Origin of the sequence: Ilumatobacter sp. (genome assembly GCF_030065885.1) — a bacterium.
Classification (GTDB): domain Bacteria; phylum Actinomycetota; class Acidimicrobiia; order Acidimicrobiales; family Ilumatobacteraceae; genus Ilumatobacter.
Genome location: NZ_JASJCS010000145.1, coordinates 1 through 11,598, shown reverse-complemented (window position 1 = coordinate 11,598; position 11,598 = coordinate 1). Strand labels below are relative to the sequence as shown.

General features: G+C 71.1%; 8 protein-coding genes and 1 pseudogene. 7 read left to right on the top strand and 2 right to left on the bottom strand.

Going from position 1 to position 11,598, the window contains the following annotated elements; all coding sequences use genetic code 11:
- Positions 1-2,569, top strand: a 2,569-nt coding sequence (locus QNJ12_RS21485; RefSeq protein ID WP_300625828.1) for a proline dehydrogenase family protein, incomplete at its 5' end; no start/stop codon positions are given.
- A gap of 54 nt (positions 2,570-2,623) precedes the next feature.
- On the opposite strand, the gene QNJ12_RS21480 is transcribed toward QNJ12_RS21485, so the two are convergent.
- Positions 2,624-3,079 carry an Lrp/AsnC family transcriptional regulator gene (locus QNJ12_RS21480; RefSeq protein WP_300625827.1) on the bottom strand — a complete coding sequence of 152 codons (456 nt, stop codon included), beginning with the start codon at positions 3,077-3,079 and terminating at the stop codon, positions 2,624-2,626.
- A 164-nt stretch (positions 3,080-3,243) separates the two neighbouring features.
- Here QNJ12_RS21480 and QNJ12_RS21475 point away from each other — a divergent pair, with 164 nt between their 5' ends.
- The 3 genes from QNJ12_RS21475 to ddaH are packed head-to-tail and all read left to right on the top strand — an operon-like array spanning position 3,244 to position 6,126.
- A complete protein-coding gene (locus tag QNJ12_RS21475) occupies positions 3,244-4,305 on the top strand; it encodes an ornithine cyclodeaminase (protein ID WP_300625826.1) in 1,062 nt (353 codons plus the stop codon).
- Between the two features lie 4 nt (positions 4,306-4,309).
- Positions 4,310-5,293 carry a citrulline utilization hydrolase CtlX gene (gene ctlX, locus QNJ12_RS21470; protein WP_300625824.1) on the top strand — a complete coding sequence of 328 codons (984 nt, stop codon included), beginning with the start codon at positions 4,310-4,312 and terminating at the stop codon, positions 5,291-5,293.
- Positions 5,294-5,322: 29 nt separating this feature from the next.
- Positions 5,323-6,126, top strand: coding sequence for a dimethylargininase (gene ddaH, locus QNJ12_RS21465; protein ID WP_367281834.1), 804 nt, complete (start codon positions 5,323-5,325; stop codon positions 6,124-6,126).
- Between the two features lie 55 nt (positions 6,127-6,181).
- Here ddaH and QNJ12_RS21460 read toward each other — a convergent pair whose 3' ends face one another.
- Positions 6,182-7,894, bottom strand: a complete 1,713-nt coding sequence (locus QNJ12_RS21460; protein WP_300625822.1) for an ATP-binding cassette domain-containing protein — start codon at positions 7,892-7,894, stop codon at positions 6,182-6,184.
- A gap of 108 nt (positions 7,895-8,002) precedes the next feature.
- On the opposite strand from QNJ12_RS21460, the gene QNJ12_RS21455 reads away from it, so the two are divergent.
- The 3 genes and pseudogenes from QNJ12_RS21455 to QNJ12_RS21445 all read left to right on the top strand — a co-directional run.
- Positions 8,003-10,645 carry a LuxR C-terminal-related transcriptional regulator gene (locus QNJ12_RS21455; RefSeq protein WP_300625821.1) on the top strand — a complete coding sequence of 881 codons (2,643 nt, stop codon included), beginning with the start codon at positions 8,003-8,005 and terminating at the stop codon, positions 10,643-10,645.
- An 87-nt stretch (positions 10,646-10,732) separates the two neighbouring features.
- A complete protein-coding gene (locus tag QNJ12_RS21450; RefSeq protein WP_300625820.1) occupies positions 10,733-11,374 on the top strand; it encodes a bifunctional nuclease family protein in 642 nt (213 codons plus the stop codon).
- Positions 11,374-11,598: pseudogene (locus tag QNJ12_RS21445) on the top strand (AmmeMemoRadiSam system radical SAM enzyme); the annotation flags it as partial. The gene QNJ12_RS21450 and the pseudogene QNJ12_RS21445, both read left to right, overlap by 1 nt.

Below are 11,598 nucleotides of genomic sequence, written 5' to 3'. Positions count from 1 at the left end.
CTTCGTCAACCTCGACATGGAGGAGTACCACGACCTCGAGCTCACGCTGCAGTCGTTCATGCGGGTGCTCGACGAGGACGAGTTCGCGGCGATCGACGCCGGCATCGTCCTGCAGGCGTACCTCCCGGATTCCCACGAGGCGCTCGAGCGGCTGGGCCAGTGGGCGCGCCGGCGCTTCGAGCGAGCCGGCGGGCACGTGAAGGTCCGCCTGGTGAAGGGCGCCAACCTCGCGATGGAGGAGGTCGAGGGTGAGCTGCACGGGTGGCTGCCGGCGCCGTACGGCTCGAAGGCCGACGTCGACGCCAGCTTCAAGGCGATGCTCGACAGCGCACTCCGGACCGAGTGGAGCGGCGCGCTCCGCGTCGGTGTGGCGAGTCACAACCTGTTCGACATCGCGTGGGCGCTCGTCGTCGCTCGCCAGCTCGATGCACGGGACCGGGTCGACATCGAGATGCTCGAGGGGATGGCTCCTGCCCAGGCGCGCGCCGTGTACGCGGCAGCGGGTGAGCTGCTGATGTACGCGCCGGTCGTCGCCGACGAGGACTTCGATGCGAGCATCGCCTACCTGTCGCGCCGGCTCGACGAGAACACCCAGCCCGACAACTTCCTGCGCTCGCTGTTCACGCTTCGGCCGAACACGCCGGCGTTCGATCGCGAGGCCGAACGGTTCCGGCGATCGGTCGCCGGCCGCGTGAACGTCTCGCGTCGGCGCCACCGCCGGCCGCTGCAGCCCGTCGCGGGGTCGTTCGCCAACCAGCCCGACAGCGACATGACCGATCCCGAGGTCAGGGCTGCGATCGGCCGCGCGATCGGGTCACCACGTCGGCGTCCCACGCCGCACGCCGACATCCCCGCCATCGACGCAACGGTCGCGGCGGCGGCCGTCGTGGCCGACACGCCCCACTCGCCCGAGGAACGGGCGCTCTGGCTGCGCGACGCCGCCGATCTCATGCAGCGCGAGCGGGCCGAGACGATCGGCCTGATGGCCCGTACCGTCGCCAAGACGGCTCGCGAAGGCGACCCCGAGGTCAGCGAGGCGATCGACTTCTGCCGCTACTACGGCACCAACGGTCTCGGGGCGCTCGCGCAGGCGCAGGAGGCCGGCATGCGGGTCGAGGCCCGGGGCGTCGTCGCCGTCATCGCACCGTGGAACTTCCCCTACGCGATCCCGACCGGCGGCGTGGCGGCCGCACTGGCCGCCGGGAACAGCGTGATCCTCAAGCCGGCGCCCGAGGCGCTCGAGCTCGGCGCGTGGATCGCGGATCAGTTCTGGCGCGCCGGCGTACCCCGCGACGTGCTGCATCTCGTGATCTGCGACGACGGACCCGTCGGTACGCACCTCGTGACGCATCCCGACATCGACACCGTCGTGCTGACCGGCTCCTACGACACTGCGGCGATGTTCCTCGACTGGCGGCCCGACCTTCGCGTGCTGGCCGAGACGAGCGGCAAGAACGCGCTGGTCGTCACGGCGTCGGCAGACCTCGACCTGGCGATCGCCGACCTCGTGCGCTCGGCGTTCGGCCACGCCGGGCAGAAGTGCTCTGCTGCCAGCCTCGGCATCATCGAGGCTGCGGTCTACGACGATCCCGCGTTCCAGCGCCGGTTGCGTGAGGCGGTCCGGAGTCTCCGGGTGCTGCCCGCCACCGATCCTGCGTCGATGATGGGGCCCGTCATCGCGCCGCCGGCCGCCAAGCTCGAGCGGGCACTCACGACCCTCGAGTCGGGGGAGTGGTGGCTCGTCCGGCCGCAGCCGTCGAGCGACGACGGCCGGCTCTGGACGCCCGGCGTTCGCGTCGGGGTCGAACCCGGCTCGTGGTTCCACCTCACCGAGTGCTTCGGCCCGGTGCTCGGACTGATGCGGGCCCGCGACCTCGACCACGCGATCGAGCTCCAGAACGCGCCGGAGTTCGGGCTGACGGGAGGCATCCACTCGCTCGACGTGGAGGAGATCGAGCGATGGCTGGCCGGCGTGCAGATCGGCAACGCGTACGTCAACCGGCACATCACGGGTGCCATCGTCCGGCGTCAGCCGTTCGGCGGTTGGAAGCACTCGAGTGTCGGTGGCGGGGCGAAGGCGGGCGGTCCGGGGTACGTCCCCCAGTTCGCTCGGATCTCCGATCCTGCACCCTCGGTCGACGCGGCTCGGGCGTCCTACGAAGCTGCGTGGCGCGATCGCTACGCCGTCGAGCACGACCCGTCCGGCCTGCGTTGCGAATCGAACGTGCTGCGCTACCGACCGCTCGCTCGAGTCGCGGTTCGGCACGACGGCGACGACGAGACCGCGCTCGCGATGTTGCGCGCCGCTGCTGCGGTGGCGGGCGTCGAGGTCGTCGAGTCCGACGCCCGCACTGAGCCGGCCGACCGGTTCGTCGAACGGCTCGACGGGGTCGACCGGGTCCGCCTGCTCGGCGACCTGGACGACGAGGCCCGTCGGGTCGCCCACCGCGCCAACGTTCCGATCGACGCCGAGCCGCCGGTCGGCGATGGCATGGTCGAGCTGCAGCACTGGGTGCGCGAGCAGGCGATCAGCCGCACCCGCCACCGTCACGGCCGGCTCGTGGACTGAGCAACATCGGGCTTCGCCGCCCGCCTGGCGCGGCGTCGCCCGTTGCGAGTTGTGTCAGACACCACTCGCGACATCGCTGCTGCGGAGGACCGAGTTGAGCAGCAGGCTCGACTCGCTGTTGATCACGCCGTCGACCGAGCGGATCTGGGCGAGCACGCGGTCGAAGTCGCGCAAGGTGTCGGTCTGGACCTCGGCGACGAGATCCCAGCCACCGTTCGTCGTGTGCAACGACTGCAGCTCGGGCATGCCGCGGAGCTGCTTGATGACGTCGAGCGTCGTGCGTCCCTCGACCTCGATCAGCGTGATCGCGCGGACCGCATCGTCGCCGTAGCCGTCGCGGGTGCGAACCGTGAAGCCGAGGATGGTCGCCGACTCGGTCAGCCGTTCGAGCCGGCTGTTCACCGTGGCGCGCGTGACGCCCAGCTGACGCGCCAGGGTGGTGACGGGCGCCCGCCCGTCGGCCCGCAGCAGCGCGATCAGCCGCCGATCGATGTCATCGAGATCTGCCACTGTGCAGAGTGTACGATGTGGATGAGCAAGATGGTCGGTCGCTGCACGGAAAGTGCCCTCATTGCCGATTGAGAATGCACGGTGCACGACCGTACGGTGGAGGAGTGCATTCGCCCACCCGTTCGCCCCAACCGCCCTGCCGGTCGTTCGCACAGGAGGAATCCATGGTCCGATTCGTCGACGTCCACCACCTCGCCAGATGGGTGGCCGACACCGGCCTCGAATCGATCATCTCTGACCTGGTCGACGCGCTGGAGGCCGACTTCCGGCGCTGGCCGGCCTTCGACAAGGCCCCGCGTCTCGCCAGCCATTCCGGCGACGGCGTCATCGAGCTGATGCCCACGTCCGACGGCGGGACGTACGCCTTCAAGTTCGTCAACGGTCACCCGGTCAACACGAGCCGCGGTCTGCAGACCGTCACGGCGTTCGGGGTGCTCGCCGACGTCGCGACCGGATACCCGCGCCTGCTGTCGGAGATGACCCTGCTCACGGCGCTCAGGACCGCGGCCACGTCGGTGATGGCGGCACGCGCACTGGCGCCGCCGGGCGCCGGCACCATGGCGCTGATCGGCACCGGGGCCCAGGCCGAGTTCCAGGCGCTCGCGTTCCACCGGTGTCTGGGCATCGACACGATCCGGGCCTGGGACACCGACCCGGCCGCGCTCGACAAGTTCGTCACCAATGCCGCGCAGCTCGGCTTGGACGTCGTGCGCGCCACCGGTGCCGACGACGCGATCGCCGGCGCGCACATCATCACCACGTGCACGGCCGACAAGCGCAACGCAACGGTCCTCACCGACGACATGGTGCGACGGGCGACCGACGGTGGCGTGCACATCAACGCCCTCGGCGGTGACTGCCCCGGCAAGACCGAGCTCGACATCGAGCTCGTCAAGCGCAGCTCGCTCTTCGTCGAGTACGCCGAGCAGTCGTTCATCGAGGGCGAGATCCAGCACCTGCCGCGCAGCTGGCCGGTCACCGAGCTCTGGCAGGTCCTCACCGGCGACCGGCCGGGCCGCACCTCCCCCGACGAGATCACCGTGTTCGACTCGGTGGGGTTCGCCGTCGAGGACTTCACGGCGCTCAGCTACCTCGACGCTGCGCTCGACCGGGAGGGCGGCGACCGCTACTTCGAACGGATCGAGCTGGTCGCCGAGCCGGCTGACCCGAAGAACCTGTTCCAGCTCGTCGAGGACGAGATGACGGTCGACGTCGCAGGGGCCTGAGCCGATGTCGCTGCAAGCACCCCGATCGGTCGTCATGGTGCGACCCCACCACTTCACCGTCAACGACGTCACTGCGGCCGACAACGTGTTCCAGGGCTCGGCGGCGGAACGCACCCCGGCCGAGCTGGCCGAGGCCGCCCACGCCGAGGCCACTGCACTCGCCGTTGCGCTCGAGTCGCAGGGCGTGCGCGTCCACCTGTTCGAGGACGACGTGCCGGGCCGGCCCGACAGCGTGTTCCCGAACAACTGGTTCTCGACGCACCTCGGCGGTCGGGTCGCGATCTATCCGATGTGCTCGCCGAACCGGCGGCTCGAGCGCCGCACCGACGTGATCGAGATGCTCAAGGAGCAGTACCGCGTCCAGGACGTCATCGACTACTCGGGCCTCGAGCACGACGGGCTCTACCTCGAGGGGACGGGAGCGATGGTGCTCGACCATCTCACCCGGATCGCCTACGTCGCCCGGTCCAACCGTGCCGACCCGATCGTGCTGGAACGGTTCTGCACGCACTTCGGCTTCGAGCCGATGGCGTTCGATGCGTTCGACGAGCACGGCGTGCCGATCTACCACACCAACGTCCTCATGTGCATCGCCACGTCGTTCGCGCTCGTCTGCCTCGATGCGATCCGAGATGGGGCGCGTCGTGACGAGATCGTCGAGCGGCTCTCCGAGACGGGCCGCACGGTCGTGGCCATCAGCCACCGGCAGATGAACGAGTTCGCCGGCAACGCGTTCGAGCTCACCGGCCGCAACGGCCGGCTGCTGGCGATGTCGACGCGCGCCCACCGGGCGTTGACCGCCGAACAGCGCGACGTGATCGAGGCGTCGTGCGAGATCGTCGCCGTCGACATCCCGACCATCGAGCTCGCCGGTGGTTCGGTCCGCTGCATGCTCGCCGGCGTGCACCTCGACCACCGGCCGACGGCCGCCCACGCGGTCTCGCCGCTGACCACCCCCACCAACCTCTCGAAAGGAACGACGTCGTGACCACCCACTTGCTCGACGCCCCGGACCGCATCCCGGCCTCCGCGCCGGTCCAGAACCAGCGCCGCGTCATCGTTCGCCCGCCGGGTCACCTGCTCGACGAAGGCGAGCTGACGCACATCCCCCGCCTGCCGGTCGACGTGGAACGCGCCCACCGCCAGTGGGAGGCGTACGTCGAGGCCTTCCGCAGCGCCGGCTGGGAGGTGGTCGAAGCGACCGCGCTCGACGAGCATCCCGACGCCGTCTTCATGGAGGACAACGTTTTCATGTACGGCACGATGGCGGTCATCGCCCGGCCCGGCGCCGCCACTCGCCGCGACGAGGTCGAGGGCCTCGGCGTGCACTTCGCTCGCCTCGGCTACGACGTCGCTTCGATCGAGGCGCCGGGCACGCTCGAAGGCGGCGACGTCATGAAGGTCGGCACCACCGTCTACGTCGGCCTGAGCACGCGCACCAACGCCGAAGGCGTGCGTCAGCTGCGCGAGATCCTGGCGCCGCGGGGCGCCAACGTCGTTGCCGTGCCGGTCAGCCACGTGCTGCACCTCAAGTCGGGGATCACGGCCCTCCCCGACGGTTCGTTCATCGCGTACCCGCCGCTCGTCGACGATGCGAGCTTCTTCCCGCGGTTCCGGCCCGCGCCCGAACCGACCGGGTCGTACGTGATCGACCTCGGCGACGACCGGGTGATGATGCACGCCAGTGCCCCCGAGACGGTCGAGGTGGTCCGCTCGCTCGGGTACGACCCGGTCGTGGTCGACATCAGCGAGTTCGAGAAGATGGAGGCCTGCATCACCTGCCTGTCGGTGCGCCTCCGCACTGCGCCCGAGGCAGCCTGAATCGCGCGGCCGGGCCGCGTCCGCGGTGGCCGTGGGTCGGTTCCGTCGACCGGGGTCAGCGAGCGTCGCGGCTTCGTGCGGCCAACGTCGCCCACGCGGCGACGCCCGTGACGGCGGTGAACACGGCGAGCACCAGCCAGACCGTCGTCGTCGACGTCGTCCAGGTGTCCCCGTACTGATCCAGGAGCGCGCTCCCGAACGGTGACGGGTCGTTCGAGAACAGCGATCGCAGCGAGAGGTCGTTGCCGATCGCCTCGAACGCCCACCTGCTCGACATCGCGGCGCTGATGCCGCGCCCTGCGACGGCCATCGCCGGCACCGGCAGGATCGCGCCCGAGAACAACACCGCCGGGAAGCACAGCATCGGGAGCGCCAGCGCAGCCTGCGCGGGCGACCGCACCGCGGCCGACGCCAGCAGGCCGACCGTGAGCGCAGCCAGTGAGTCGAGGATCAGGGTGACCGCGAGCGTCGCCGTCGTGCCCGTGTCCGTGGCCGGCAGGCGGCCGAGCCATCGCAGGACGATCAGCATCGAGAGGTCGATCAGCACGAGGATCGGCGCGAGAGCGGTCACCTTCGCGAGGACCTGGAGCCAGACGGCGACACCTGCCCGGCGCTCGCGGCTGATCATCGTGATCTCCGAGCAGAGCTGCAGCAAGCCGTACGTCAGTCCGAAGAAGAAGCCGCCGAACGCGACCCAGAACGCGATCATGACCGTGGTGGTCGGACTCGGCGCGCTCGCGTCGAACGCGCCCCGATTGAACAGCACCGCGAACATGGCGATGACCATCGCCGGCGATCCGACGAGGATCGCCAGCGTCAACCGGTTGCGGCGCATGTTCTCGATCGAGCGGCTCGTGAGCGCGTGCCACTGGCGGAGTCGACCCGGGCGGCGCGTCCGCGGCGTCATCCACGGGGCAGGCGTCGGAGCCTGCGGTCGTTCGCGACCCTGCAAGCCGCTGGAGCCGAGCGAGAGGCGACCATGTGTCAGCGCTCGATGGACCCGGTCGAGGTCGGTCGTTCCCGCCTCGGCCATCGCGTCGGCGAGCGTCCCGTCGAACGCGAGTCGGCCGCCGGGCGCGAGCGCGAGGATGCGGTCGCAGCGCGCCAGATCCGCGGCATCGTGCGTGGTGATGACGACCGTTCGGCCGTCGTCGGAAATGCCGTCGAGCTCCGACATCACGGTTGCCGCGGTCACCGGGTCGAGCCCCGAGGTCGGCTCGTCGAGCAGGCAGGCGCGCGGTCCGGCGACCATCTCGGCGGCGATCGAGGCACGTCGCCGCTGGCCGCCACTCAGCTGCCGGACGGCGCGGTCGGCGACCTCCTCGAGCTCGACCGCGCGCAACCCGCGCGCGACGGCCTCGTCGACATCGGAGCGCGACGACCCGGCCGGCAGCCTGAGGCGGGCGGCATAGGTCAGCACCGACCGCACGGTCAGATCAGCAGGGAGGTGATCGTCCTGCGGCACGACGGCCAGCTCGAGCCGGCGCCCGGCGTCGAGCCGGTCGGCGGGCGCGCCGTCGACGTGCACGGTGCCCGTCGTCGGCGTCAGGGCCCCCGAGATCAGGCGGAGCAGGGTCGATTTGCCCGCTCCGCTGGCGCCGACGATGCCGACGAGCTCGCCGGGAGCGATGTGCGCGCTCACGTCGGCGACCAGCTGCGCCCCGTCGGAGGTACGCCACCCGACGCCGTCGAGGTGGATCTCGCTGCCGGCCTCGCCCGTCGAGTGGTCGGTGCGCGGGGCTGCTGTGTCGAGGGTCGTCGTGTGCATGTCGACGACCCTCGTGGATCGGGCCATCGGTGGCATCCGTGGTGGCCACGTATCTCGACGGGGCTCTCGGATCAGCGACTACGTACGTACCACTACGCTCGCGCGGCGATGAGGCACCGACGCGCAGCGTCCCCTCCGGTCGGCCGAGGGCGCGAGGTCCAGCGCGTGCTCGACCTCGCCGGCGACCCGCTGGTCGGCGCAGTCCTGATCACCGGCCCGATCGGGATCGGCAAGTCGCGCGTCGCCGAGGGTGCGATGGCGGGGCTGATCGAACGCGGATGGCGAGGAACCGGGCTGTCGGCCACCGACTCGGCCGGCCGGATTCCCTATGCCTCACTGTCCGAGTTGATCCCCGACGCGCTCGACGCGCTCGACACCGGCGGTGACGGGGCAGCCGAGCTCGCCGTGCTCAGGGCCGTCGAGGAGGCGCTGGAGCTCGGTGATGGTGCGCCACATGCGATCGTGATCGACGATGTCGCGGCCTTCGACCGCGCGTCGAGCGATCTGCTCGTCCACCTGGCTGCGAACCGGCGGGTGTTCGTCATCGCGTCGCAGCCGCTCGGCGCCGGCCTGTCCGAAGCGCTCATCCGGCTGACGCCGGCACGGGTGGTCGAGCTGCCGATCGAGCCGCTCGACGTGACGGCGACCGCCGAGCTCGCGGCGGACGTGCTCGGCGGGCCGGTCGGGCCGGGCCTCGTCCGCGAGCTGAGCGCGCGAACGCTGGGCAACCCGCTGTTCATCACCGAGCTGTTGGCCACGGCTGCGAGCGACGGACGGCTCGACGATCACGACGGCACGTTCCAGCTCTCGGGTGATCTCGAGCTGGGTGCGAGCCTCGGGCGTTTGATCCTCAATCGGCTGGGTGCGATCGACGCCGACGAGCGCGTCGTCCTCGAACTGCTCGCCGTCGCGGGACCGCTGGGTGTCGACGATCTGGCCGATCGGGTGGGGTTCGGCGTGTTGGAGGAGATGGAACGTCGGCACCTGATCGTCACGTGGTCCGACCGGCGCAGACTGCGGGTGCGGGCCGGGCACCCGATCCACGCCGAGGCGATCGTCGCGGACATGACGCCGCTTGCCCGTCGCCGTCGTCACGGCGAGCTGTTGGCCATGCTCGAGGCCCACGGCGCCCGCCGCGCCGACGATCACGTGCTGACGGCGCTCGCACTGCTGGGCGCCGGCCGATCCGTCGAGACCGGGGCGCTGCTCCGCGCAGTCGAACAGGCACTCCGATCCGATCGGGTGCGCGACGCGGGTCATCTCGCGACCGCCGCATTCGGCGCCGACAACACCGAGTCGACCCGCGCGGTGCTGGCCGAAGCCCTGATCAGGCTGGGCCGGTTCGTGGAGGCCGATGCATTGCTCGCCGACCCGCTTCCCGACGACGCGGACGAATGGACGCGGATGTGGCGGGCGATCCGGCGATCATCCAATCAGCTCTGGGGGTTCCGCGATGCCGAGGCCGCGGTGCGGCTCGACGTCGCCTGCCTCGAAGGGCTGCGCGACGTCGATGCGATCGAACGTGTGCTGGCGCACGAGGCCTGGATCGCCTACTGCCGCGGCGACGCGACCCGTGCCGTGGAGGACACCCAGGGCATCACCGACCGGTCCCACCCCGACGTCCGCTTCGCCGTCGCTGCCGTCCGTGCGCCGGCCCTGGTGCTGGCCGGCCGGATCGCCGACGGTGCGCAGCTGGCCGAACGGGCCTGGGAAGGGGAGTGGGGTGCCGACACCCCGAACGGCTCGCACGGTCAGCACCTGATCGCGCTCGGGTTCGCGAACCTGTTCCTCGGCGACATCGCAGCGGCTCGCCTGATCGCCACCGAGGCGATCGCATCGTGCCGTCACCGCCGCGAGGTGACGGCGCTGCTGTTCTTCCTCGACCTCGCCGGGTGGACCGAGTTGTTCGCCGGCGACGCGGCGGCTGCGCTGCCCTGTTTCGCCGAGGCCTTCGAGACGGCGGCCGAGCTCTCGATCGCGTCGTCGATGCAGTCGTCGCTGGCCGGGATGGCGATCGCCGAGGCGCAGCTCGGGGACGGCGAGGCGGCGCAGGCGACGTGGCGCAGGGCGAGCGACGTGCCCCCGGCGCCGGGCCCGCGGGCAGGCGCCGAGCTGGCGCAGGCCAGCGCGTGGGCGCTGGCTGCGAGCGGTCGTACTGACGAAGCGGCGCGCGTGCTCCGCCGCTCGGCGGCCGAGCTGGGCGCCCGGGGGCTCCGACCGCTCGAACTGCTCACGCTGCTCGATCTCGCCCGCGTCGACCGCGTCGGACAGCGGGATGCTGAGCAGGCTGCGACCGCCGCCGCTGCCTGTCAGGGCAGCCTGATGCCGGCCATCGGCACGCTGGTGGGCGCAGTCGTCGACAAGGATCCCGGCCGGCTGGAGGACGCCGCGACGCGGCTGGCGGAACTCGGCTGCGCACTGTGGGCGGCCGAGGCGGCAGCGATGGCAGCCGATGCGGCCGCACGGGCCGGCGACCAGCGCCGGGCGGCGGCGCTGCACCGTGAATCGGCACGATGGCGACCCGCAGCGCAGGTGAGCCCGACACCGGCGCTGACCCGAGCGCCGGTCGTCGACCCGTTGACGCGCCGCGAGCGCGAGATCGCGTCGCTCGCCGCCGGTGGCATCAAGAACGCCGAGATCGCCGAGCGCCTGCACGTCTCGGTGCGCACCGTCGAGACCCATCTGCAGCGCGTCTACGGCAAGCTCGGCATCCGGAGCCGGGCCGAGCTGCGCCGAGCGCTCGGACGTTGAGGGCGCCGACGCCGGGTCCGGCGATCCACCGACTCTCGGGCCGTTCGACCCATTCCCGTGCGTTCGGCATGGGCGTACCATGAAGTTGTGAGGCTGGTTGATCTCGTCGCGATCAGGGCGGAGTCGTCCACGGGCTTCCCCGTGGTGATCCTGCGCGAGCACGACGAACCGAACCGCCTGCTCCCGATCCTGATCGGTGCCTCCGAGGCAGCGGCGATCGCGGTCGCGGCGACGGGATTCCGCACCGATCGACCCCTGACCCACGACGTCATGGCCGAGCTCGTCGAGCGGTTGCACGGTCGCCTCGAGACGGTCGAGGTCACCGACCTGCGAGACGGCACGTTCGTCGCCGACCTCACGCTGCGGACCCCGGCGGGCGAACAACACCTCGACTCGCGGCCCTCCGATGCCATCGCGCTGGCGGTCCGCCTGCATGCCCCGATGTTCGTGAGCGAGCACGTGCTCGACGAGGCGGGCACCGCGGTCGACCTCGACCTCGACGTCGACGTCGACGCCGACGGGGCGGACGACGACACCGATCACGCCGACGAGGCCTTCAGGCGCCCGGCCGTCGATCCGTCGTCGATCGACGAGGAGGTGGCGCGCTTCCGCGCCGAGCTCGCCCACCTCGACCTGACCGAGCTCGAGGACCTCGACGACCTCGACGAGACCGATCGCGACGATGGGTCGGGCGACCAGGCACGAGGAGACCCCGAAAGCGACGGCTGATGGATCGCTTCACCGTGCCGACGTCGTACTGGCATCTCCTCGACGACGGCCGCGTGCAGTGCGATGTCTGCCCGCGTGCCTGCAAGTTGCGAGACGGCCAGCGCGGCGTCTGCTTCGTGCGGGCGCGCGAAGGCGACGAGATCGTGCTCACCACCTACGGGCGGTCGAGCGGGTTCTGCGTCGACCCGATCGAGAAGAAGCCGCTGAACCACTTCCTGCCCGGG

Coding starts and splice junctions, on each gene's coding strand:
- ctlX (WP_300625824.1), top strand. CDS start 4,310: ATGTCGCTGCAAGCACCCCGATCGGTCGTCATGGTGCGACCCCACCAC.
- QNJ12_RS21455 (WP_300625821.1), top strand. CDS start 8,003: ATGAGGCACCGACGCGCAGCGTCCCCTCCGGTCGGCCGAGGGCGCGAG.
- QNJ12_RS21460 (WP_300625822.1), bottom strand. CDS start 7,894: ATGCACACGACGACCCTCGACACAGCAGCCCCGCGCACCGACCACTCG.
- QNJ12_RS21475 (WP_300625826.1), top strand. CDS start 3,244: ATGGTCCGATTCGTCGACGTCCACCACCTCGCCAGATGGGTGGCCGAC.